This is a genomic window from Aestuariicoccus sp. MJ-SS9, assembly GCF_032586235.1.
GTDB lineage: Bacteria > Pseudomonadota > Alphaproteobacteria > Rhodobacterales > Rhodobacteraceae > Aestuariicoccus.
On record NZ_JAWHTD010000001.1, the window covers coordinates 311,669 to 334,225 of the forward strand.

At 66.8% G+C, this 22,557-nt stretch carries 26 protein-coding genes; 16 read left to right on the forward strand and 10 right to left on the reverse strand.

What is annotated here, in order from left to right:
* The first annotated feature begins 4 nt into the window (after nucleotides 1-4).
* Entirely contained in the window at nucleotides 5-670 is a 666-nt protein-coding gene (locus tag RXV88_RS01505; protein WP_316290051.1) for an arylesterase, read from the forward strand.
* 59 nt (nucleotides 671-729) lie between these two features.
* Here RXV88_RS01505 and RXV88_RS01510 read toward each other — a convergent pair whose 3' ends face one another.
* Nucleotides 730-936, reverse strand: a complete 207-nt coding sequence (locus tag RXV88_RS01510) for a cold-shock protein (protein WP_316290147.1) — start codon at nucleotides 934-936, stop codon at nucleotides 730-732.
* Nucleotides 937-1,219: 283 nt separating this feature from the next.
* On the opposite strand from RXV88_RS01510, the gene RXV88_RS01515 reads away from it, so the two are divergent.
* Complete coding sequence (locus tag RXV88_RS01515; protein ID WP_316290053.1) at nucleotides 1,220-1,483, forward strand: hypothetical protein; 264 nt, start codon at nucleotides 1,220-1,222, stop codon at nucleotides 1,481-1,483.
* 84 nt (nucleotides 1,484-1,567) lie between these two features.
* Here RXV88_RS01515 and RXV88_RS01520 read toward each other — a convergent pair whose 3' ends face one another.
* The 4 genes from RXV88_RS01520 to RXV88_RS01535 all read right to left on the reverse strand — a co-directional run bounded on the left by RXV88_RS01520 (nucleotide 1,568) and on the right by RXV88_RS01535 (nucleotide 4,274).
* On the reverse strand, nucleotides 1,568-1,759 hold the full coding sequence (locus RXV88_RS01520; RefSeq protein ID WP_316290055.1) for a hypothetical protein: 192 nt from the start codon (nucleotides 1,757-1,759) through the stop codon (nucleotides 1,568-1,570).
* Between the two features lie 103 nt (nucleotides 1,760-1,862).
* On the reverse strand, nucleotides 1,863-3,008 hold the full coding sequence (locus RXV88_RS01525; protein WP_316290056.1) for a geranylgeranyl reductase family protein: 1,146 nt from the start codon (nucleotides 3,006-3,008) through the stop codon (nucleotides 1,863-1,865).
* A 23-nt stretch (nucleotides 3,009-3,031) separates the two neighbouring features.
* On the reverse strand, nucleotides 3,032-3,580 hold the full coding sequence (locus tag RXV88_RS01530) for a L,D-transpeptidase (protein ID WP_316290057.1): 549 nt from the start codon (nucleotides 3,578-3,580) through the stop codon (nucleotides 3,032-3,034).
* Between the two features lie 268 nt (nucleotides 3,581-3,848).
* Nucleotides 3,849-4,274 carry a tellurite resistance TerB family protein gene (locus RXV88_RS01535; protein WP_316290058.1) on the reverse strand — a complete coding sequence of 142 codons (426 nt, stop codon included), beginning with the start codon at nucleotides 4,272-4,274 and terminating at the stop codon, nucleotides 3,849-3,851.
* Between the two features lie 97 nt (nucleotides 4,275-4,371).
* On the opposite strand from RXV88_RS01535, the gene RXV88_RS01540 reads away from it, so the two are divergent.
* From RXV88_RS01540 to RXV88_RS01565, 6 genes are all read left to right on the forward strand, one after another.
* Nucleotides 4,372-5,961 carry a lysine--tRNA ligase gene (locus RXV88_RS01540; protein WP_316290060.1) on the forward strand — a complete coding sequence of 530 codons (1,590 nt, stop codon included), beginning with the start codon at nucleotides 4,372-4,374 and terminating at the stop codon, nucleotides 5,959-5,961.
* Nucleotides 5,962-6,054: 93 nt separating this feature from the next.
* Nucleotides 6,055-6,474 carry a DUF4864 domain-containing protein gene (locus RXV88_RS01545; RefSeq protein WP_316290062.1) on the forward strand — a complete coding sequence of 140 codons (420 nt, stop codon included), beginning with the start codon at nucleotides 6,055-6,057 and terminating at the stop codon, nucleotides 6,472-6,474.
* 69 nt (nucleotides 6,475-6,543) lie between these two features.
* Complete coding sequence (gene meaB / locus RXV88_RS01550) at nucleotides 6,544-7,521, forward strand: methylmalonyl Co-A mutase-associated GTPase MeaB (RefSeq protein WP_316290063.1); 978 nt, start codon at nucleotides 6,544-6,546, stop codon at nucleotides 7,519-7,521.
* Between the two features lie 155 nt (nucleotides 7,522-7,676).
* A complete protein-coding gene (gene rpmB / locus RXV88_RS01555) occupies nucleotides 7,677-7,967 on the forward strand; it encodes a 50S ribosomal protein L28 (RefSeq protein WP_316290064.1) in 291 nt (96 codons plus the stop codon).
* Nucleotides 7,968-8,069: 102 nt separating this feature from the next.
* Nucleotides 8,070-8,414, forward strand: coding sequence for a hypothetical protein (locus RXV88_RS01560; RefSeq protein WP_316290066.1), 345 nt, complete (start codon nucleotides 8,070-8,072; stop codon nucleotides 8,412-8,414).
* Between the two features lie 39 nt (nucleotides 8,415-8,453).
* Entirely contained in the window at nucleotides 8,454-8,885 is a 432-nt protein-coding gene (locus RXV88_RS01565) for a copper chaperone PCu(A)C (RefSeq protein ID WP_316290068.1), read from the forward strand.
* 6 nt (nucleotides 8,886-8,891) lie between these two features.
* Here the strand turns inward: RXV88_RS01565 and RXV88_RS01570 are convergent, their stop codons facing one another.
* Nucleotides 8,892-9,593 carry an NAD-dependent deacylase gene (locus RXV88_RS01570; protein WP_316290069.1) on the reverse strand — a complete coding sequence of 234 codons (702 nt, stop codon included), beginning with the start codon at nucleotides 9,591-9,593 and terminating at the stop codon, nucleotides 8,892-8,894.
* Between the two features lie 36 nt (nucleotides 9,594-9,629).
* Here RXV88_RS01570 and RXV88_RS01575 point away from each other — a divergent pair, with 36 nt between their 5' ends.
* Nucleotides 9,630-10,076: a low molecular weight protein-tyrosine-phosphatase gene (locus RXV88_RS01575; protein WP_316290071.1), complete on the forward strand. Its 447-nt coding sequence runs from the start codon at nucleotides 9,630-9,632 to the stop codon at nucleotides 10,074-10,076.
* Nucleotides 10,077-10,184: 108 nt separating this feature from the next.
* On the opposite strand, the gene RXV88_RS01580 is transcribed toward RXV88_RS01575, so the two are convergent.
* Complete coding sequence (locus RXV88_RS01580) at nucleotides 10,185-10,841, reverse strand: GntR family transcriptional regulator (protein WP_316290073.1); 657 nt, start codon at nucleotides 10,839-10,841, stop codon at nucleotides 10,185-10,187.
* Nucleotides 10,842-10,985: 144 nt separating this feature from the next.
* Here RXV88_RS01580 and dctP point away from each other — a divergent pair, with 144 nt between their 5' ends.
* The 5 genes from dctP to RXV88_RS01605 all read left to right on the forward strand — a co-directional run bounded on the left by dctP (nucleotide 10,986) and on the right by RXV88_RS01605 (nucleotide 16,689).
* Entirely contained in the window at nucleotides 10,986-11,966 is a 981-nt protein-coding gene (gene dctP, locus RXV88_RS01585; protein WP_316290148.1) for a TRAP transporter substrate-binding protein DctP, read from the forward strand.
* A gap of 76 nt (nucleotides 11,967-12,042) precedes the next feature.
* Nucleotides 12,043-12,591 (forward strand): TRAP transporter small permease, encoded by a 549-nt coding sequence (locus RXV88_RS01590; RefSeq protein WP_316290075.1) that lies wholly within the window; start codon nucleotides 12,043-12,045, stop codon nucleotides 12,589-12,591.
* Nucleotides 12,591-13,907 (forward strand): TRAP transporter large permease, encoded by a 1,317-nt coding sequence (locus RXV88_RS01595; protein WP_316290076.1) that lies wholly within the window; start codon nucleotides 12,591-12,593, stop codon nucleotides 13,905-13,907. The genes RXV88_RS01590 and RXV88_RS01595 overlap by 1 nt, the downstream gene beginning before the upstream one ends.
* Nucleotides 13,904-15,151, forward strand: a complete 1,248-nt coding sequence (locus tag RXV88_RS01600; protein ID WP_316290078.1) for a malonyl-CoA decarboxylase — start codon at nucleotides 13,904-13,906, stop codon at nucleotides 15,149-15,151. The genes RXV88_RS01595 and RXV88_RS01600 overlap by 4 nt, the downstream gene beginning before the upstream one ends.
* A gap of 11 nt (nucleotides 15,152-15,162) precedes the next feature.
* A complete protein-coding gene (locus tag RXV88_RS01605; RefSeq protein ID WP_316290079.1) occupies nucleotides 15,163-16,689 on the forward strand; it encodes a malonyl-CoA synthase in 1,527 nt (508 codons plus the stop codon).
* A gap of 4 nt (nucleotides 16,690-16,693) precedes the next feature.
* Here RXV88_RS01605 and RXV88_RS01610 read toward each other — a convergent pair whose 3' ends face one another.
* The 3 genes from RXV88_RS01610 to RXV88_RS01620 form a co-directional block, all read right to left on the reverse strand.
* Entirely contained in the window at nucleotides 16,694-18,766 is a 2,073-nt protein-coding gene (locus RXV88_RS01610; protein ID WP_316290080.1) for a DEAD/DEAH box helicase, read from the reverse strand.
* A 99-nt stretch (nucleotides 18,767-18,865) separates the two neighbouring features.
* Nucleotides 18,866-19,720, reverse strand: a complete 855-nt coding sequence (locus tag RXV88_RS01615) for an MBL fold metallo-hydrolase (RefSeq protein WP_316290083.1) — start codon at nucleotides 19,718-19,720, stop codon at nucleotides 18,866-18,868.
* A gap of 43 nt (nucleotides 19,721-19,763) precedes the next feature.
* Nucleotides 19,764-20,618, reverse strand: a complete 855-nt coding sequence (locus RXV88_RS01620; RefSeq protein WP_316290084.1) for a helix-turn-helix domain-containing protein — start codon at nucleotides 20,616-20,618, stop codon at nucleotides 19,764-19,766.
* Between the two features lie 113 nt (nucleotides 20,619-20,731).
* Between RXV88_RS01620 and RXV88_RS01625 the strand changes: the two genes are divergently transcribed.
* Nucleotides 20,732-21,643 carry a fatty acid desaturase gene (locus RXV88_RS01625; RefSeq protein ID WP_316290086.1) on the forward strand — a complete coding sequence of 304 codons (912 nt, stop codon included), beginning with the start codon at nucleotides 20,732-20,734 and terminating at the stop codon, nucleotides 21,641-21,643.
* Between the two features lie 21 nt (nucleotides 21,644-21,664).
* The gene (locus RXV88_RS01630; RefSeq protein ID WP_316290087.1) at nucleotides 21,665-22,549 is read left to right on the forward strand and encodes a DMT family transporter; all 885 of its coding nucleotides are present in this window, start codon (nucleotides 21,665-21,667) and stop codon (nucleotides 22,547-22,549) included.
* Nucleotides 22,550-22,557: the final 8 nt, after the last annotated feature.

Consider the following 22,557-nt stretch of genomic DNA (forward strand, 5'->3'; position numbering starts at 1 on the left):
GGTTATGTTTCGGTGTTTTACATATGGGGCGCGGGCCCGGGTCAGCAAGGCGGCGTTGGCGCTGTTTCTGGTCTGGGGCACGGTGGCACAGGCCGAGGGCGTGCAGATCCTGGCGCTGGGCGACAGCCTGACGCAGGGCTACGGGCTGCCGCAGCCCGACGGTTTCGTGCCGCAGCTCGAACGCTGGCTGGACGGGCAGGGGATCGAGGCCGAGGTGATCAACGGCGGCGTCTCGGGCGACACCACCGCCGGCGGCCTGTCGCGCGTGGAATGGAGCCTGACGCCCGAGGTGGATGCGGTGATCGTGGCGCTTGGCGGCAACGACCTGCTGCGCGGCATCGCGCCCGAGGTGTCGCGCGCCAATCTCGACGGGATCCTGTCGGTGGCGCAGCGCAACGATCTGCCCGTGCTGCTGGTCGGTGTGCCCGCGCCGGGCAATTACGGCCGCGATTACAAGGCCGCCTTCGATGCGATCTATCCCGAGCTGTCGGAGGTCTACGGCACGCTCTATGTCCGCAGCTTCTTTCAGGGGCTGGGCGACGATCCGGTCGCGGCGCGGGGCTTTTTCCAGGACGACGGCATCCATCCCAATGCCGACGGCGTGGCGCGGATCGTGGCGGCGTTGGGCCCGGCGGTGGCTGAGCTGGTCGATCGGGCCGACGGATCCTGAGCAACGAAAAAGGGCAGGCGCGGCGGCCTGCCCTTGTCCGAAAGCATCGCGTGTGGCGCTTAGGCCAGCGAGATGTTCACAGCGGCTTCGCGGCCATCGCGGCCGGGCTCGATGTCGAACGTCACTTTCTGGTTGTCGGCGAGGCCGGTCAGCCCCGAACGCTCGACAGCCGAGATGTGCACGAACACGTCTTTGCTGCCGCCCTCGGGCGCGATAAAGCCGTAGCCTTTGGTGGTGTTGAACCATTTGACGGTGCCATTTGCCATCGTCACTTCTCCTTTAGTGCTGCCCGCGGAATTGCGGCAGGTCGGCGCGGTCAGTGCAAGATCGAGGACTGAGCCGTGAAGGAGCAGTGGGTCGATAGTGGTAAACGTCGCGGACTTCGTATGACGGTTCGACTGAGTCGTTGCAAGATTTTTCACGGAATACCCTTAAAGATCGGCGGCGCGGCGCCGGTCGAATCGTATTTGGCGCAGATTTCGCGGCCGCGCGACTTGCCATGTGGGCCGGCCGCTCCATCTAGCGCCCGGAACAGTTCGGAGGGACCCCATGTCGAGCCTTGATGACCGCAGCCTTGCTGCCGAGGAAACCCGCGCGCTCGATGCGCGCTATGCCGCCGCCCGCGCCGAGATCGAGCGCAGCCGTGCCGTTGAACAGGGGCAGGCGGGCGCGCTTGTCTTCGCGGCGCTGGCCTATGGCGACGCGCTGGACAGCAATACGGCCTTTGCCAAAGCGTCGCACGCAGCCAAGCTGTTCTGCATCGCGGCGGTTTTTGTGATCCCCAATCTGTTGGTGATCCGGGTTCTGCTGTAAGCCGGCAACTCAGATGTCAAAGACAAGAAAGCCGCGCGGCATCGCGCGGCTTTTGTCATGGACGGGCCGGACGGGCGGCGGTTGTCAGGCCTTCGCTTCGGACAGCATGGCGTGGGGATGCAGAGACCGGGCCATGATGGCGCAACCGGCAAATCCCAGCCCGACGGTCAGGTAAAGACCGACCGCCGACAAGAGGGTCATTCCGAAGGCGGCCCAACCGACGACGCCCGCGAACAACCCGATGACGCTGCCGAGAAGAATGGCGATGACGGCCATGGCGTGTCTCCTTGCTGGGGGCCAGAATGGCCTCCAATCGTTACGAGGCAACTAACGTCAGCGAATTGCGGCAGCAATATGGCGATGATTTGGCGTGAACGCGTCAGGCCAGCCGCCCCGACAGCGTGCTAAGAGCAAAGCGGGGCAGCCGCGCCAGCAGCCGGCGGGTGATCTGCGGGTATTCAAGCCGCCCGGCCAGCAGGTCGAAATAATCGCGTTTGAGCGTGGTCGAATGTCGGAACGCCCTCAGGAACGGGCCGCGCAGCCGTGGCGCAAAGATCAGCGGGCGGATCAGATTGGCCTGACGGATGGCCCCGTGGATGGGCCGCAGGCTGTTGACGTAATGCGTCAGCGCCCGGTCGGGATGGCCTTCGTCCAGCGCCCGGATCGCCGCGCGGGCGGCCAGCTGGCCGCTGCGCAGCGCATAGGCGATGCCCTCGCCGGTGATCGGATCGACCAGCCCGGCGGCGTCACCCGCCAGCAGCACAGACCCTTTGCCGGGAATCCGGCGCGGCTGGCCGAAAGGCAGGTACAGACCCTTTACCGGAACATCGCCCAGAGCGCCGAGCTGCGCGCGGTAGCCCGCCAGCGCGGATTTCATGTCGGCGTTGCGGCGCAGCATGCCGCCGACCCCGATGGTGGTGCCGCAATGCTTGGGAAACTGCCAGCCATAGCCCCATTCCGCTGCGCCGAAGTCGATTCGCAGGGGGCGGGGCGCGTCCGGCAGCTCGACCTCGAGCGCGAAACCGATGGTGTCCGGATCGAAGGCCCGCCCGAAAAGCGCCCGCGCCACGGCGCTGTTCACCCCGTCCGCCGCGATCATGGCGGAGGCGCGCAGCGCGCCGCTCTCCAGCGTCACCTCGGGCCCGTCGGGGTCGATGGCGCTGACCTTTGCGCCGGTCAGATCCTCGGCCCCGGCACCCAGCGCGCCCTGGACCAGCGCCGCGTCGAAGTCACGGCGCATCACCAGGTTCAACGGCGGTACGCCGCTGCACTGGCCAAGCGCCTGCCCAAAGGCGCCGAAGTCGACCGTATCGCGCCGGGCGACGGGGCAGTCCGGCGCGCTGGTGGCGAAGATGTCCTGGAAATGGGCCATTGCCCGGCCCGTCACGCCGCCGCCGCAGAGCTTGTCGCGGGGGAAGCTGCGCTTGTCGATCAGCGCCACGCTGAGCCCGGCGCGGGCCGCCGTAACGGCAGCGGCCGATCCCGCAGGACCGGCCCCCAAAACAATCAGATCGAAACGGCGCATGGCTGACCGGGCGTGGCCCGCGGTCACAGCACCGTGACTTTGGTGCCCATGGGCACGCGTTCATACAGGTCCTCGACATGCTGGTTCAGCATGCGGATGCAGCCGTTCGAGACCGACCGCCCGATCGACCGCGGCGCGGTCGTGCCGTGGATCCGGAAGAACGTGTCGCGGCCATTCTGGAAGAGATAAAGCGCGCGCGACCCCAGCGGGTTACCCGGCCCGCCCGGCTGGACATAGTCGTTGTCGACGAATTTTTCGTAGGTCCGCGGCTCACGCTCGATCATCTCTTGAGTGGGACGCCAGGTGGGCCACTTTTTCTTGGCGCCGATCTTGGCGGTGCCGGTGAATTCCAGCCCGGCCTTACCGACACCGACCCCGTAGCGCATCGCCTGACCTTCGTCGGTGATGTAATAGAGGAAATGCGCCTTGGGCAGGATCAGGATCTGGCCCGGGGCGAGATCCTTCTTGATCGCGACGGGCTGAGGGCGGAAAACCGGATCGATCTCGAATGCGTGGGCCGGCAGGGCAGCGGTGGCCGCGGCGGCGGCGACAAAGGTTCGGCGGGTGATCATGGCAGCACTCGTGTTGTTCGTGAAATGCAGATATGTTGCCCATTTGCACCGCAAAAGCAATGCACGCGCAGCACACAGGCGCGTGACGATGGCAGCGAAGCAACAGGGCCGGGTGTCTGGAGCATCGCCCAATCGGTGAAGCGACAGGTCTTGGGCTCTTGCGGCCCCGGTGCGGGCAGCGGGATTTTCCGGCGCTTGGATATGGGTTCTTCCGTCGTGTGTCCGGGGTTCAACGCGCCGACGCCGAAAAGGTTTCACTGTCCCGGACTTAGCCCCGGATGTGGCGCGCGCGCGACCCCCGCTCGATCGCCGCTGCGTGCAGGCGGTCGATGTTCAGCTCATAGCGGATTTCCTCGAGCAGGCGCAGCTCGGTCTCGGCCAGCGATCCGTCCGCCGCGGCCACGTCGCAGGCCAGCGCATAAGCGGTCTCGAAAAGCCGTTCGGGCAGGTTGTCGCGCAGCAGGCCGAAGAGCGCGTCGAGCCCGTCCTCCTGCTCGAAAAGATCGAACACCAGCGACGCCATCGTCCGCACCCGGTCGGCGTCGTACTGGGCGAAGATCGGCAGGTTGTTGACCGCCGAATCGATCTTGACCAGTTCTGCGGTGCGCAGATCCTCGTCCGAGGCCGACACCGCGATCATCAGCGCCACGAGACAATCCTGGGGGGTCAGCGGGTGGGTATCGGAGTTGGACATGGGGCACTTTCTGGCAAAACGCGATCTCACAACATTTATTGACCCCGGCGCGCCCCCGCAATAGGAACCGGGCGCATTCCCGAAAAGGAGAGACCCGATGACCGATCTGCGCGACGCTGCGATGACCTCGAAGGCCTGGCCCTTCGAAGAGGCGCGCCGGGTTCTCAAACGCTATGAAAAGGCGCCGCCCGAGAAGGGTCATGTGCTGTTCGAGACGGGCTACGGCCCCTCGGGCCTGCCGCATATCGGCACCTTCGGCGAGGTGGCGCGCACGACGATGATCCGCCGCGCGTTCGAGCTGATTTCCGACATCCCGACGCGGCTGATCTGCTTTTCCGACGATATGGACGGCATGCGGAAGGTGCCCGAAAACGTGCCCAACCCGCGCCAGCTCGATGCGCATCTGCAAAAGCCGCTGACCAGCGTGCCCGATCCCTTCGGCACGCACGACAGCTTTGGCCACCACAACAACGCGATGCTGCGGCGGTTCCTCGATACCTTCGGGTTCGAGTACGAGTTCATCTCGGCCACGGAATTCTACGCCTCGGGGCAGTTCGACGACATCCTGCTGCGCGCCTGCGAGAAATACGACGACCTGATGAAGATCATGCTGAAGTCGCTGCGCGACGAGCGCCGGCAGACGTATTCGATCTTCCTGCCGATCCACCCCGAGACGGGCCGGGTGCTCTATGTGCCGATGAAGAACGTCGATGCGGCCAAGGGCGAGATTACCTTCGACGACGAGGACGGGCGCGAGTGGACGCTGCCGGTGACGGGCGGCCAGGTAAAGCTGCAGTGGAAGCCGGATTTTGGCGCGCGCTGGGCGGCGCTGGGCGTGGATTTCGAGATGTACGGCAAGGACCATTCGACCAACACGCCGATCTACGACGGCATCTGCCGGACGCTGGGCGTGCGCCCGCCCGAGCATTTCACCTACGAGCTCTTTCTGGATGAGAACGGCGAGAAGATTTCGAAGTCCAAGGGCAACGGGCTGTCGATCGACGAATGGCTGACCTATGCCTCGACCGAAAGCCTGTCGTATTTCATGTATCAGAAGCCCAAGACCGCCAAGCGGTTGTGGTGGGACGTGATTCCCAAGGCGGTGGACGAATACCACCAGCAGCTGCGCGCCTATCCCGGGCAGGACGCGGCGCAGCGGGTCAACAACCCGGTGTTTCACATCCACAACGGCAATCCGCCGGAAAGCCGGATGGTGGTGCCGTTCTCGATGCTGCTGAACCTGGCCTCGGCGGCGCATGCCGAAACTAAAGAGGCGATGTGGGTGTTCATCCGCCGCTACGCGCCGGATGCCTCGCCGGAAACGCATCCCGATCTGGATGCGGCGGCGGGCTATGCGGTGAAGTATTACGAGGATTTCGTACGCCCGACCAAGAGCTTCCGCGCCCCGAACGATCAGGAGCGCGCGGCATTGTTGGATCTCGCGGGGCGGCTGCGCGGTTACGATGGCGCGGTCGAGGACGAGGCGCTGCAGACGCTGGTCTTCTCGGTGGGCAAGGACCACGGGTTCGAGCCGCTGCGCGACTGGTTCCGCGCCATCTACGAGGTGCTTCTGGGGCAGAGCCAGGGGCCGCGCTTTGGTGGGTTCATCGCGCTTTACGGCGTGGCGGAGACCGCCGCGCTGATCGAGGACGCGCTGACCCGCGAAGACGCCCAATCGGGCGGATGAGCGCCGCCGGGGCCGCTCCTCAAGCCCTTGCGGCCTTTCCTCGCGTTCGTTGCGCGCTACCCTTCAAACAGCAACGTTTCGGAGGGAAATGCGATGAAGCGCTGGGTTCTGGCAATTCTGGCCGCCACGATGGTGTCGGCGCACAGCATTGACGCACAGGAGGCCGTGGCCCCCGATCCCCGGATCGAGGCCACGATCCAAAGCCAGATCGACGCCTTCCTGCAAGACGATCTCGCCAGGGCCTTCACCTTTGCCAGCCCGATGATCCAGAGCCTTTTCGGCACGCCGGAGAACTTCGGGCTGATGGTGCGGCGCGGCTATCCGATGGTCTGGCGGCCCGAGGACGTGCGCTTTGGCGCGTTGCGCGAAGTGGATGGCGCGCTCTGGCAGACTGTCATCCTCCGCGACGCCGGCGGCGCGACACATGTTCTGGGCTACGAAATGGTCCTGCAAGACGGCGAATGGCGCATCGCGGGCGTCCGCATCCTACCGCAGCCCGACGTCGCCGCCTGATCCACCCGGGGGGTGGACAAACCGGTCCCTGCCGGGCCATTTGGGCTGGCAAAAGACGGATCGGGCGGCATGGACATCAGCGATCTCGCGACGCGTATCTCGAAGGGCGAACGCCGGGCGCTGGCGCGCGGCATCACGCTTGTGGAAAGCGCGCGCGCCGATCACCGCGACCAGGCGACCGAGCTGCTGGCGCGGCTCAAGGAGCATGGCAACACCGCCCTGCGCATCGGCCTGTCGGGCACGCCTGGTGTCGGAAAATCGACCTTCATCGAAGCCTTCGGCATGATGCTGACCGGTCAGGGCCTGCGGGTTGCGGTGCTGGCGGTCGATCCCAGCTCGGCGCGTTCGGGTGGGTCGATCCTGGGCGACAAGACCCGGATGGAGCGGCTTTCGCGCGATCCGCACGCCTTTATCCGCCCTTCGCCCAGCCAGTCGACCCTCGGCGGGGTGGCGCGCCGCACGCGCGAGGCGACGTTTCTGTGCGAGGCGGCGGGGTTCGACGTGGTGCTGATCGAAACCGTGGGCGTCGGGCAATCGGAAACCGTGGTGGCCGAGCTGTCGGACCTTTTCGTGCTGCTGCTGGCCCCGGCGGGGGGCGACGAATTGCAGGGCGTCAAGCGCGGCATCATGGAGATGGCCGACATCATCCTCGTCAACAAGGCCGATGGCGAGCTCAAGGCCACCGCCACCCGCACCTGCGCCGATTACGCCGGCGCATTGCGGCTCTTGCGCAAGCGTCCGCAGGATCCGCCGGGCTTTCCCAAGGCGCTGACCGTCTCGGCGTTGGAAGAGGCTGGGCTGGCACAGGCCTGGGACGAGATGCAGGCGCTTGCGGCCTGGCGCCGGGACAACGGGCATTTCGATGCCCGCCGCCGGGCGCAGGCGCGCTATTGGTTCGGCGAAGAGGTGCGCCGCGCGCTTCTGGCGCGTCTCGACACCGGCGAGGCACGGGCGGCCATGGATCGTCTTTCCGAGGAGGTGGCCGAGGGCCGCATGCTTCCCGCCGAGGCCGCGCGCGAGATGCTGGCGCGCCATCTGGACGACTGAACGCCACGCGGGGGTGCGATCCTGCAACCTTGGCCTTGACGATTCCCCCGTCGCATCGTAACAGCCTGCAAACGAGATTCCGGGCGTGGCACGACCGCGCCCTTTGATTTTGGCAGAACCCGCTTTTTGCCATCACGTAAGATGAGGATGAACCCATGTCGCGCGTCTGCGAACTGACCGGTAAGGGCCCGATGACTGGCAATAACGTCAGCCATGCCAACAACAAGACCAAGCGCCGTTTCCTGCCCAACCTGAACGACGTGACCCTGCAGTCCGAAACGCTGGGCCGCGGCATCAAGCTGCGCATCTCGGCCTCGGCCCTGCGCAGCGTCGATCATCGTGGCGGCCTCGACAAGTACCTGGCCAAGGCCAAGGATACCGAGCTTTCGGCGAACGCGCTGAAGGTCAAGAAAGAGATCGCCAAGGCGCAGGCCGCAACCGCCTGATCCTCACGACCCCGACGGTTTGAACAGCCCCGCGCCACCGGCGACGGGGCTGTTTCCTTTTGTCGCTTTGCGCCTGCCAGCGGAATGTCTATCTGAGCTGACATGAAAGCGATCCTGCACAGGTTGACAGGGCTGGCGATGGTGCTGGCGCTTGCGGTGACGAGCCTGCAGATGGCCGTTGCGCGCGGGCAGGCCATGCCGGTCGGCCAAATGGTCATCTGCATGGGCCAGACGGTGGTCACAATCATGGTGGATGCCGAGGGCCAGCCGGTCGAATCGGTGCATCTGTGCCCCGACGCCACGCTCTTCGTGGCCGAGGGCGACCTCTTCGTGCCGCCGCAGCCGACGCTGGTCTGGCAGCGCGTCTTTCACCGCGATCCGGCGCTTGCCCCCGTGCCGGCCCCGCCTCCGGGGCCCAGGGCGCGCGGGCCTCCGGTGGGTGTCTGACACCTCTTTGACAGACACCACACCAAAGGAATTCCGGATATGAAACTCCACACGCTTCTGGGCGGCGCGGCTGCGCTGCTGATCGCCATGCCCGCATGGGCCGATATCGTTATCACCGACGCCTATGCGCGCAGCGCCATGGCCAGCGCCAAGACCGGCGCGGCCTTCATGGTCATCGAAAACACCGGCGACGAGGACGACCGCCTGATCGGCGCCGCCTCTGACGCCGCGCCCATGGTGCAATTGCACACCCACATCGCCGACGCCAATGGCGTCGTGAAGATGCGCCATGTCGAGGATGGCTTTGTGATCCCCGCCGGCGGCACCCATGTGCTGGAACGCGGCGCGGATCACGTCATGTTCATGGGGCTCGCGGGCGGCTTTGCCGAGGGGCCGACCGTGACCGTGACGCTGACGTTTGAGAAGGCGGGCGACATCACGATCGACGTCCCCGTGCAACTCGACCGCTAAGCGCCGTCAGGGCGCGCCGGTCAGGCGCGCCACCCAGGCCGGGACGATCTCGGTCGCGGGGCCGGTCAGGTGATCGTCGAACGCGCCGGACACATCGGACCGCGCCAGGTTCAGCTCTATGGTGCGCGCGCCCGCAAGGCGCGCCTCCTCGACAAAACCGGCGGCGGGATAGACCTGCCCCGAGGTGCCGATGGCCGCGAAAAGGCCGCATTGGCCCAGATGCCCGATGATCTCTTCCATGCGGTAGGGGATCTCGCCGAACCAGACGATATCGGGCCGGGTCTGCGGCGCGGCGCAGGCGGGGCAGAGGTCGCCGCCGGTCATTTCCGGTGGCGCGGTCCAGCGGTGATCGCAGGCGGCGCATAGCGCGCCCGCCAGCGCGCCGTGCATATGGATCGCCTCGGCCCCCGCCGCCTCGTGCAGGCCGTCCACATTCTGCGTGACGATCACCACCTCGCCGGGCCAGTCCCTTTGCAGCCGCGCCAGGGCATGATGCGCCGCATTCGGTGACGCGGCGGCGGCCTGAACGCGGCGCGCGTTGTAGAAGGCGTGGACCAGATCGGGGTTGCGCTGGAACGCCTCGGGCGTGGCGACATCCTCGATCCGGTGCTGCGCCCAAAGCCCGCCCTCGTCGCGGAACGTTCCCAGCCCGCTTTCGGCCGACAGACCCGCGCCGGTCAGGATGACAATCTTTCCGCTCTGGTCCATGATCCGTCTCGCATCCGCCTCAGGGGTCCTGAAAACATGACGCATCGTATCCTCTTTGTCTGCCTCGGCAATATCTGCCGCTCGCCCAGCGCCGAGGGCGTTCTGCGCGCCAAGGCGGCGCGCGCGGGCGTCGATCTGACCATAGACAGCGCGGGCACCGGGGACTGGCATATCGGCAAACCGCCCTACGGACCGATGCAGGCGGCGGCGCGGGCGCGGGGATACGATCTGTCGGGGCTCAGGGCGCGGCAGGTGGCCGTGCGCGATTTCGATGCCTTCGACCTGATCCTGGCCATGGATTCCGAGAACCTGCGCGACCTCGAGGCGATGCGCCCGCCCGAGGCACGCGCCCGACTGCGGCTTTTCACCGATTACACGGATACCGGGGCGGATCACGTCCCCGACCCCTATTTCACCCGCGATTTCGACGGCGCCCTGACCCTGATCGAAGAGACCGCCGAGGGGCTGCTGCGCCAGCTTTAGCTTCGGGGTCCAAATCACGCGCAACACGGTCCCGGGCCCCGACCCGGCACCTCGGATCAGATCACCCGGACAGCCTGCCCGGGCGCATCCCGCAACCCGGCGCGCGCGCTATTCGGCGGCGGGCCGCAGGCTGGCGATCAGGTGGTGGAATTTTTCGCCCTGCACCGCGACGTGGTCGCGGATGACCGTGGCGGCGGTGTCGCCGTCGCCCGCCTCGAGCGCGGCGACGATGTTTTCGTGCTCGGCCATGGATTGCCTCAGCCGCCCGCGAAACCGCAGCTGCACCCGACGGAAGGGTTTCAGCCGTTTGTGCAGCCGCAGGCATTCCTGTTCCAGAAACCCGTTGCCGGACTGGCGGTAGATGATGCGGTGAAAGCGCTCGTTCTCGGCGTAGTATCCATCGGCATCTTCGGCAGAGACGGCCTGCTGACAGCGGATGTTGGTGTCGCGCAGATCGGCCAGCGCCGCATCGCTGATGCGCCGCGCCGCAAGCCGGGCGCAGACGGATTCAAGCTCTGCCATGACCTCGAACATTTCCATCAGCTCGACCGGGCCGGGCTGGCGCACAAAGACCCCGCGACGTGGGATCTGCTCGACCAGGCCCGAGAGGGCAAGCCGTTGAAACGCCTCGCGAATGGGCGTGCGCGACACCTCGAATTGCCGCGCAAGCTGCACCTCGTCCAGCCGGTCGCCATCGGCGAAGGAGCCTTCGAAGATCATGCCCTCCAGCCGGTCGGCGATGATGTCTGCGCGTTTGCGTTCCATAGATCGCCCCTAGCACAGGTCAACCGTGCTCACAACAATTCCCTTCTTGTATACAAAAAGTTTGACTGCGGATACACGTTCTGGCAGGCCTAGGGCCGACCCGGGAAGAATCGGGCACCGATCAGGGAGGAAGACACCGTGAATATCCGCACCAAATTGTCCGCCGCAGCGCTTGCTCTGGCACTGGGCGCGCAGGCCGCATCGGCCGCCGAGCTGCGCCTGTCGCATCAATGGTCCAACAGCGACGTCCGCCATCAGGTGGCGCAGATCGTCGCCGACGAGGTTGCCGCCGCGGGCGTCGATCTCGACATCAAGATTTTCCCGTCGCAGTCGCTGTTCAAGGCGCGCGAGCAGTACAAGCCGCTCAGCCGCGGCCAGCTTGACATGACGGTTCTGCCGCTCAGCTACGCCGGCGGCCAGCAGCCCGCCTACAACCTGACCCTGATGCCCGGTCTGGTGAAGAACCACGATCACGCCGCGCGCCTGTCCGCGAGCCCCTTCATGGAAGCGCTGGAAGAGAAGATGGCGCAGGACGACGTGATGGTGCTGGTGCATGGCTACCTCGCCGGCGGCTTTGCGGGCACCGAAGGCTGCATCACCGGGCCAGACGACGTGCAGGGCCTGCAAACCCGCGCCGCGGGCAAGGCGTTCGAGCAGATGCTGGCAGGCGCGGGCGCGTCGATCGCCTCGATGGCGTCGTCGGAAATCTACAACGCCATGCAGACCGGCGTTCTGGACGCCGCCAACACCTCGTCGAGCTCGTTCGTCAGCTACCGCATCTACGAGCAGGTGAAATGCTACACTCCCGCGGGCGACGTGGCGCTGTGGTTCATGTATCAGCCGCTTCTGATGAACAAATCCACCTTCGACGGGCTGACCGAAGCGCAGCAGTCAGCTCTTCTGGCCGGCGCCGAAAAGGCCGAGGCCTTCTACCTCGAAGAGGCCAAGAAAGAGGACGCCGCGTCGGTCGACGTGTTCCGTGAGGCCGGTGTCGAGATCGCGCAGATGTCCGAGGACGATTTCAACGCCTGGCGCACGATTGCGCAGGAAACCTCGTACAAGGCCTTCGTCGACGAAGTGCCGGACGGGCAGGCGCTGCTGGATATGGCGCTGGCCGTCGAATAAGCGCATCAGCGCTGTCGGGGTGGGCGCATCGCCCGCCCCCTTCATTCTTTCTGACTGACGACATCGGAGGCCGGTCATGGCTGTCCAGAGTTCAGCGGCCGTCGCGCCGACGGGCAACAATCCCTTTTTGCGCCTCGTTGCCGCAATTTCCACTGTCGCCGGGTGGTGTTCCGCCGGGATGATCGTGGCGGCGGTGGTGATCACCTGCCAGATGATCTTTATCCGCTTCGTGCTGAACGGCTCGACCGTCTGGCAGACCGAGGCGGTGGTCTATCTGGTCATCGCCGCGACGCTGATCGGGCTGCCCTATGTGCAGCGGCTGCGCGGACATGTGAACGTCGATCTGATCCCGCTCGCCTTGCCGAAGCGCGCGCGTTTTGCGCTTTGTGTGCTGACGTTGTCGGTCAGCATCCTGATCGTCGGCGTGATGCTCTATTACGGCTATGACTACTGGCATTTCGCCTGGGAGCGCGGCTGGCGGTCCGACACGGTCTGGGGTGTCCGGCTTTGGATCCCCTATCTGTCGATCCCGGTCGGCTTTGGCCTTTTGCTGCTGCAACTGGTGGCCGATCTTTTCGCGGTGCTGAAAGGCATCGACACCCCCTTCGGACTGGAGGACGCCTGATGGATCCGCTTCTGCTTGGCGCATTGGTGGCGGCTGTCACCATTATGGTGCTCTTTTCGGGCGTGTCGGTGGCGCTTGGGCTGCTGATCGTGTCGGGGGGCTTTCTGATCGCCTTCGACGGGATGCGGTCGCTCGAACTGATGCCCGAGATCCTCTTCGGCAAGCTCGACAATTTCGCGCTGCTGTCGATTCCGATGTTCATCATCATGGGCGCGGCGATCGCCTCGACCCGGGCTGGGGCCGATCTTTACGAGGCGCTCGAGCGCTGGCTGACCCGTGTGCCCGGCGGGCTGGTGGTGTCTAACCTCGGGGCCTGTGCGCTGTTCTCGGCGATGTCCGGGTCGAGCCCCGCCACCTGCGCGGCCATCGGCAAGATGGGCATACCCGAGATGCGCAAGCGCGGCTATCCCGATGCGGTGGCCGCCGGGTCCATCGCGGCGGGCGGCACGCTGGGCATCCTGATCCCGCCATCGGTCACGATGATCGTCTACGGCATCGCCACCGAAACCTCTATCGGGAGGCTGTTCCTAGCGGGCGTCATCCCGGGGATGATGCTGGTGGGGCTCTTCATGGCGTGGTCGCTTTATTCGACGTGGCGGTCGGGCAATGCGTCTGTGCTGAGCGCAGGCAGCTACACCTGGCGCGAACGGTTCGAGATCCTGCCCCGCGTTCTGCCCTTCCTGCTGATCATCCTCGGTGTGCTTTACGCCATGTACGGCGGCATCGCGACGCCGTCGGAAACCGCGGCGGTGGGCGCGCTGCTCTGCCTCGTGATCGCGGTGGTGATCTACAAGCTCTGGAACCCGGCCGATCTGTGGGTGGTGCTGCGCGACAGCACCAAGGAATCGGTGATGATCCTCTTCATCATCGCCGCGGCGGGTGTCTTCAGCTACATGCTGAGCTCGCTCTTCATCACGCAGAGCATCGCCGAATGGATCGGCACGCTGGATGTGAACCGCTGGGTGCTGATGGGGGCGATCAACCTCTTCCTGCTGGTCGCTGGGTTCTTTTTGCCGCCGGTGGCGGTGATCCTGATGGCCGCGCCGATCCTGCTGCCGATCATCACAACGGCGGGCTTCGATCCGATCTGGTTCGCCGTGGTGCTGACCATCAACATGGAGATCGGCCTGATCAGCCCGCCGGTGGGTCTGAACCTTTATGTCATCAACGGCATCGCGCCGGACATCTCGCTGCGCACGATCCTCGTGGGGTCCTTGCCCTACGTGGCCTGCATGGTTCTGGCAATCGTACTGCTCTGCCTCTTCCCGGGGCTGGCCACCTGGCTGCCGGACGCGGTGATGGGGCCGGGGCGGTGACGCTTTTCGCCGATCTGCTGTCGACGGTGTTCGAGCGGCGCTTCCGCTCGTCCGAGCCCGACACAAACGACACCCGCCCGATCGAGGCCCTGTGCCTCGACCTGGTGGGTGCCTCGGGCGAGGTGACGGGGCTGGCCAGCGCGCGGGCGATCCTGACCCGGTTCGTAGGCATGAGCGACGCCGACAAGCTGGCCTTCTTCCGGCATCTCGCAACCGAGATGGACATCTCGCCCGAGGCCGTGCGCGACAGCCTCGCGGCCTACGAGGCGCGGCCGGGCCGTGCCAGCTACCGCGCCTTCATGTCCGCCGCCGAACCCCCGCGACAGGAGCTGATCCGGCGGCTGAACCAGGTGCCGGGGGCAACCGGCGCGCTGGTCCGGATGCGTGCCGATTTGCTGCGGTTGTCGGATGGAGAGGCGGCGCTGGAGGCGCTGGACCAGGATTTCCGACATCTCTTCGCCAGCTGGTTCAACCGCGGCTTTCTGGTGCTGCGCCCGATCAGCTGGGAAAGCCCGGCGCATATCCTCGACAAGATCATCGCCTATGAGGCCGTGCACAGCATCGACAGCTGGGACGATCTGAGGCTCAGGCTGGAACCGCCCGACCGCCGCTGTTTCGCGTTCTTTCACCCCGCGATGCCCGACGAGCCGCTGATCTTCGTCGAGGTGGCGCTGACCGGCGGCATTCCCGGCTCGATCCAGGCGCTGCTGTCGCCCGACCGCATGTCGGCCACGCCCGATCAGGCGGACACGGCGGTGTTCTACTCGATCTCCAATTGCCAGGCCGGGCTGGCCGGCATTTCCTTTGGCAATTCGCTGATCAAGCAGGTGGTGGCGGATCTGTCCATCGAACTGCCGGGGTTGCGGACCTTCGTCACCCTGTCGCCCATCCCCGGACTGGTGGCCTGGCTGGAGGAAACCGGCCTGCCTTACGACGTCAACGACCCCGAGCGAATGCGCGCGCTGGCCGCGCATTACCTGCTGCACGCCAAGGATGGTCGGGGCCGGCCGCGCGATCCGGTGGCGCGCTTTCATCTCGGCAACGGGGCCGAGGTGCACGCCCTGCACGCTGATGCCGACACGTCCGACAAGGGCCGCGCCCAATCGGGCGGGGCGATGGTGAATTACCTTTACGATCCCGCCGCCGTCGCGCAGAACCACGAACGCTACGCGACCGACCGCGCGATCCCGGCCCCCGCCGAGGTGCGCACGCTGGCCGCGCTTTCTGACCGCATCCCCGCCTGAGGACCAAGACCATGTCCAACCCGCTTTATGACCGTCTTTTCGGATGCCACGCCGGCCGCATGTCGCCGTTTCTGCACTTGCCCGATGGCGGCACGCTGACCCATGACGCCTTTCTGCGCCGCGCCGCGCAGATCGCCCATGTGCTGACCGCGCGCGGGCTGAAGCCGGGTGACCGGCTGGCGGCGCAGGTGCAGAAATCGCCCGAGGCGCTGGCGCTTTATGCCGCCTGCGCGCAGGCCGGGGTGGTGTTTTTGCCGCTGAACACCGCCTACACCACCGACGAGCTGAGCTATTTCATCGAGAACAGCGGCGCCAAGCTGGTGGTGGGCGACCCGGCGCGCGCGGACGAGCTGGGCGCGCTTTCGGAAAAGCTGGGCGCGCGGTTCGACACGCTGGCGGGGGACGGCACCGGCAGTCTGACGGCGGCGGCGGATGACGAACCCGACAGCTTCGACACCGTCCCGCGCGAGGCGGACGACCTTGCCGCCTTCCTCTACACCTCGGGCACCACCGGGCGCTCGAAGGGGGCGATGCTGACCCAGGCGAACCTGCTGTCGAACGCCGAGACGCTGGTCGACCACTGGCGTTTCACCGCCGACGACGTGCTTCTGCACGCCCTGCCGATCTTTCACACCCACGGGCTTTTCGTCGCCACCAACGTGACCCTGGCGGCGGGTGGGGCGATGATCTTTTTGCCCAAATTCGATCTCGAGCAGATCCTCGACGCCCTGCCGCGCGCCACTTCGATGATGGGGGTGCCGACCTTCTACACGCGTCTGCTGGACGATCCGCGCTTCACCCGCGATCTGGCGCAACACATGCGGCTTTTTATTTCCGGCTCGGCCCCCTTGCTGGAGGACACCCACCGCCAGTTCGAGGCCCGCACGGGGCACCGTATCCTCGAACGCTACGGCATGACCGAGACCAACATGAACACCTCGAACCCCTATGACGGCGAGCGCCGCGCGGGCACCGTGGGTTTTCCGCTGCCGGGGGTCGAGCTCAAGATCTGCGATCCCGAAACCGGGGCCGAGGTGGCGCAGGGCGAGGTCGGCCAGATCGAGGTGCGCGGTCCGAACGTGTTCAAGGGCTATTGGCAGATGCCCGAAAAGACCGCCGCCGAGCTGCGCGAGGACGGGTTCTTCATCACCGGCGATCTTGGGCGGCTCGACGCGGATGGCTATGTGCAGATCGTGGGGCGCAACAAGGACCTGATCATCTCGGGCGGCTACAACATCTACCCCAAGGAGATCGAGCTGCTGCTCGACGACCAGCCCGGCGTGCTGGAGTCCGCCGTCATCGGCGTGCCGCATCCGGATTTCGGCGAGACCGTGCTGGCGCTGATCGTGCCGCAGCCGGGCGAGACACCGGACCCGGAGGCGATTACCGCGGCCTGCGCCGAGACGCTGGCGCGCTACAAGCATCCGCGCAAAGTGCTGGTGATCGACGAATTGCCGCGCAACACCATGGGCAAGGTGCAAAAGAACATCCTTCGCGACCGTTACGCGACCCTCTTTCAACCGGCCCCGAGTAACTGACCTTTCAGCCCTTGCGGCGCGGCGGGGCGTCGCCGCCCCGGGCCGTCGTCTGCCGCCGCTTCGCCCCGGCGCGCCCCAGCGACTTTGACGGGTCGCTGGCGTCGGGCCGGCGTTTGGATTGCGGGCCTTTGGGCTTGGCCGCGACATCGGGCTTGGGCCCGCCGGGCTTTTTGTGGCGCGGCTTTCCCGGGGCGGTGTCCGTTGCGGGCTTCGGCTTTTTCCCTTTGGTTGCGGGGCCGTGGGGGCGACCTTCCTTGCGCGCGGCGGGTGGGGTGCTTCTTGCGCCGTCACCGGGTCGGGGCGCTGGTTTCTTTGGCCCTTCGCGACGGGGTGCGGGGCTGTCGGCCGGGCGCGGGGCGCGTTTGGCCACGGGCCGTTCGTCGCGTGCCGCAGGCGGCGCGTCAGTGGTGTCGTCACCGGTGCGGCGCGCCGGTGTTCTGGGGCCGTCACGACGTGGCGCCGGGCCTTTGGGCGGGCGCGGCGGGGTGCGGGGCTGCGCCGATGTCGCCTCCTGGGGCGGGGCGTCGAGCAGCCTGGCACGTATATCACGCTCCAGCACGCCGCCCGCGCTCAGACGGTCGCGCAGCGCGGGGATCGCAGCTTCGGCGATTTCGACATAGGTTTCCTGTGGGGTCACCCTGATCTTGCCGATCGCGGACTTCTCGATGTTGCCGGTGCGGCAGAGCAGCGGCAGGATCCAGCGCGGCTCGGCCCCGGCGTCGCGTCCGACCGACAGCGCCAGCCAGCCCGAAGGGCCAAACGCGGCGCGCGGCGCGGGGGCCGACCGCAGCCCCAGTTCTTCGGGGGCCGACAGCCCCGCGCGATAGAGCCGCAGGCAGGCAGCCGCGATCTCTTCGGGTTTGTGCCGCTCGAGCAGCGCGGCGGCAAAGGCGGCCTCTTCGGGGCTCAGTTCGGTGTCCCACGCGGGGTCGGACAAAAGCCGCGCTTCGTCGAGCGCGCGAATGTCCTCGGGGCTGGGGGCGGCGCGCCATTCGGCCTCGATCTTGGCCCATTTCAGCAGGCGCTCGGCCTTCTTGGCCGCCTTGTCGGGCACGATCAGCGCCGAGATCCCCTTGCGGCCCGCGCGCCCGGTGCGGCCCGAGCGGTGCAGCAGCGCCTCGGTGTTGTTCGGCAGATCGGCGTGGACCACCAGATCGAGGTTCGGCAGGTCGATGCCGCGCGCGGCCACATCGGTGGCCACGCAGACCTTCGCCCGGCCGTCGCGCATGGCCTGCAGCGCGTGGCTGCGCTCGTCCTGGCTGAGCTCGCCCGACAGACTGACGACGGCAAAGCCGCGATTGGCCAGTCGCGCGGTCAGCCGGGCGACGGTGGCGCGGGTGTTGGCAAAGACGATGGCCGTGGGCGCGTCGTGAAAGCGCAGCAGGTTGATGACCGCATGTTCGGTATCGGCGGGCGCGACCTGGATCGCCTGATAGGCGATATCGGCGTGCTGGTTGCCTTTGGACAGGGTCGTGACCCGAACCGCATCGCGCTGGAACTGCTTGGCCAGCGCCGCGATAGAGGGCGGCACGGTGGCCGAAAAGAGCAGCGTGCGCCGGGTCTCGGGGGCCTTGCCCAGGATGAATTCCAGATCCTCGCGAAAGCCGAGGTCCAGCATCTCGTCCGCCTCGTCCAGCACGATGGCGCGGATGTCGGCCAGATCGAGCGCGCCGCGGTTGATGTGATCGCAAAGCCGCCCCGGCGTGCCCACGACGATATGCGCGCCGCGTTCCAGTGCGCGCCGCTCGTCGCGCGCGTCCATGCCGCCGATGCAGGTGGCCACGCGCGCCCCGGCCTTGCCGAAAAGCCAGGCCAGTTCGCGGCTGACCTGCATCGCCAGCTCGCGCGTCGGCGCGACGATCAGCGCAAGGGGTGCTGCGGGCGGGCCCAGATGCGCAGCCTCGCCCATAAGGGTCGGCGCGATGGCCAGGCCGAATCCCACGGTCTTGCCCGATCCGGTCTGGGCGGAAACCAGCAGATCGGCCTTTACCAGGTCGGGGGCGGTGACGGCTTGTTGCACATCGGTCAGCGTGTCGAACCCGCGCTCGGCGAGGGCGTCTGACAGGGTCGGGATCATGGGGAATTGGTCCAATCGGAGAAACGGCATCAGGCCGTGTGAAGGCCCGGCAGATAGCCCAAGGCGGCGCGCATGTCCATGCCTGGCTGCCGCGGGCCGTCAGAGCGTCAGGCGCATCCCGTCGCGGCCGATCTCAAGCGGGCCGTCCCAGTGCCGGCGGACCTTGGCGCGCCAGTCGTCCTCGGTGAATTCGGCAAAACCGTCGGGCACCATGTGGTTGATCGCCAGCCTCTTGACCCCGGCCTCAGAGGCCAGGCGGCCCACGTCGGCGGCGTCGGTGTGGCTGCGCAGGATGTGGCTGCGCAGGCGGTCGTCGCCATTGGTCATGCGCTGCATCAGCAGATCGACGCCCTCGGTCAGCATGGCCTCGTGGACCAGCAGATCCGCCCCGGCGCAGAATTCGGCCAGACCGGGCAGCGGGGCGGTGTCGCCGGACAGGACGACCGCTTTGCCGTTCGCGTCGAAGCGCAGGGCGAAGCTGTCTTCGATGGGCGGATGGCAGTTGCGCAGGGCGGTTACGCTCAGGCCGTCGTCGTTCAGCACCTCGCCCGGTTCAAGGGTATGGAAACGCACCAGCTGCGCCAGATCGGGGCGGCCCTCGTCGCGGATGCGCAGTTCGATGTCGAAGGCCATGGAGGCGAGGAAGCCCTGCCAGTAGGTCTCGGTCCCCGGGGGGCCGTAGACCGGCACCGTGCGGTTCAGCCCGGCAGTCCAGGCGGTGTGCAGAAGCGGGCCGAGCTCGAGGTAGTGGTCCGAATGCAGGTGTGTGATCAGGATCATATCGATCTGCGTCAGCGCCACGCCCTGATCGCAGACGCCCCGCGCAGCACCCAGCCCCGCGTCCACCAGAATAGTGCGCCCGCCCATGCGCAGCAGGATCGCCGTGGGCATGTTCGATCCGGGCCGGATCGCCGGGCCGCCCTTGACGCCCAGCAGGCTGACAAAATCGCTCATGTCGGGTCTTTCGCTGATGAGGGTCCCCAGAGCCTATCCGCTGTCACGCCGGGCGCAAGGCGCGAAGATGGTCAGGGAAGGCGCGGGCGGTCACCGTGGCCTCGCGCACCAGCTGGTCGAAATGTGTCGTCAGCGCCGAGACCCGTTCGGTATCGCGGAAGGACAGGTAGATGCGCCCGACATAGAGCACCGCCAAGAGCGGCCCGAACACCGTGACCGGGGCGGAAAAGATGCGCCGTGCATCGAAGAGGTAGATCCGCAGGCGTGGATAAAGCCGGTCGCAGAGGTCGAGGATATGGTCGATCTGCGCTTGCCTGATGTCCGGGGGCAGCCCGTCGTAATAACCAGTTCCGGCGGCAAAGCTGGCGACCTCGTAAAGCGGCATGGCGATCTCGTAATCCGAGCGCGACTGCTGCATCCAGGCCAGCCGGTCCGCTGAGGCGTTGATCGCCTGCGTCGTGGTCTTGCCCAGATGCGGCCCGTATTCCCATTCCAGCACCGCGCGGGTCTTGAGCATGTCGGGCAGGGTGGCCGGCACGTGGCGGATCTTGTAGCCCTGCGCCTCGCGGTGCCAGGCAAAGATCGTCTCGTCCACCAGCGCGCGGCGGGCCGCGGTCAGCGTCAGCGAGGTGGCGAGCAGATCGGCGGCGCTTTCGGGGCGCTCCGACAGGCCCAGAAGCCAGTCGGCGGATACCCCCAGCGCCTGTGCGCAGGCCCCGACGATCTGCGCGTTGGGCAGGCGCGCGCCGTCATCCGCCAAGAGCTGCGAGATGGTCGAACGGTCGGCCCCGATCGCGCGCGCAAGCCCGCTTTGCGTGACCCCGCCCGAGGACATGGCGGCGGCCAGCCGGTCGCGGAACAGACGGGCGCGGCGGGTTTTGTCGATGATTTGGCTCATGTGGTGATAATTATCCCGGTTGCGGGCTTTTGTTAACTGTTTTCGGAATGGGCCGGGGATGGGGGCCTTGCTAGCGTCTCGCGCAGGCAAAAGAGATTTTTTGGGGGATAGGCATGAGATCTGCGCCGCAGCGGCGCTGGCGCGCTGTGGAATGGCCGACGCTGGCCCTTTTGGCGGGGTGCTATGCGCTCTGGGCCATCGGCACGACCTGGGCCGCCGCGCTTTGGCTGCCGCTGGGTATGGCGCTGACCGTTCTGGCCACCGCGCTGCATTCGTCGCTGAGCCATGAGGCGCTGCACGGGCACCCGTTCCGGTCGGCGCGGCTGAATGCGGCGCTGGTGTTTCCGGCGCTGAGTGTCGTGGTGCCCTATCTGCGGTTCCGCGACACCCATCTGGCGCATCACCGCGATGCGATCCTGACCGATCCCTACGACGACCCCGAAAGCAATTACCTCGACCCGGCGGTCTGGGTCCGGCTGCCGCGTTGGGGGCAAAGGCTGATGACGGTCAACAACACGCTGGCCGGGCGGCTGATCGTGGGGCCGTTGCTGGGGCAGGCGGCCTTTATGCGCGAGGATTGGCGGCGGATGCGGCGGGGCGACGCCCGGGTGGCGCTGGGCTGGGCGCTGCACCTGCCGGCGGTGGCGGTGGTTCTGGTCTGGATGACCCAGGTCGCGGCGATGCCGCTCTGGGCGTGGGGCCTGTCGGTCTATGCCGCGCTGGGGGTCCTCAAGATCCGCACCTTTCTGGAACATCAGGCCCATGAACGCGCCCGGGGCCGGACGGTCATCATCGAGGATCGCGGCCCTCTGGCGCTGCTCTTTCTCAACAACAACCTGCATGTGGTGCACCACATGCACGCGGCGGTGCCCTGGTATCGCCTGCCCGGGCTCTATCGCGCCAACCGCGCGCGTTACCTCAGCCGCAACGAAGGCTATCGCTATGCCTCTTACGCCGAGGTCTTCCGCAGGCACTTTCTGAAAGCCAAGGATCCGGTGCCACATCCGCTATGGCCTTCGCCCTGACGGGGGCGCATAAGGCGGCGCATGGATTTGTGGATTGCCGTCACCCTGTCGGCGGCGTTTTTCCAGACGCTGCGGTTCATGCTGCACAAGGTGCTGAGCATGGGCGCGTTGTCGACCACCGGCAGCACCTTTGCGCGCTTCGCCTGGGTGGTGGTGGGCGCCTACCTGGCGGCGCGCGGCGCGGCCGTGCCGGACCTGTCGGCGGTCTTCTGGGCCTATGCGCTGGCGGGGGCATTGGGGCAGATCCTGGCGACATCCTTTGTGATCGCGCTGTTCCGGACGCGCAATTTCGCGGTCGGCATCACCTTCAAGAAAACCGAGGTCATCCAAACCGCGATCATGGGCCTGATCGTTCTCGGCGAAGAGATCAGCGCGGGCGGCTGGGGGGCGATCCTGATCGGCCTTCTGGGCGTTCTGATGCTGTCGGACACGCCGGGGCTTCAGGGCAACCTGCTGAGGCGGATCGGCACGCGGGCGGTGGCGCTTGGGCTGGCCTCGGGCTTTTTCTTCGCCATTTCCGCCGTGGGGTATCGCGGCGCGTCGCTGAGCCTCGACAGCGCCGACCCGCTGGTGCGCGCTGGGGTGACGCTGGTTTGCGTGACCAGTGTGCAGACCCTGGCCATGTCGCTCTGGCTGCGCTGGCGCGAGCCGGGGCAGATCACCGCCGTCTGGCGCGCGCGCCGCACGGCGGTCTGGCTGGGGCTGACATCGATGGCGGGCAGCCTGGGGTGGTTCACCGCATACACGTTGCAAACGGCGGCCTATGTGCAGGCGCTGGGCCAGGTCGAGCTGATCTTTTCGTTGCTGGCCTCGGTCCTGTTCTTCCGCGAACGCCCTACCCTGCGCGAGCTGGCGGGCATCGGGTTCCTGACCCTGTCGATCCTGTTGCTCGTGCTGCTCTTGTAGCGACCCCG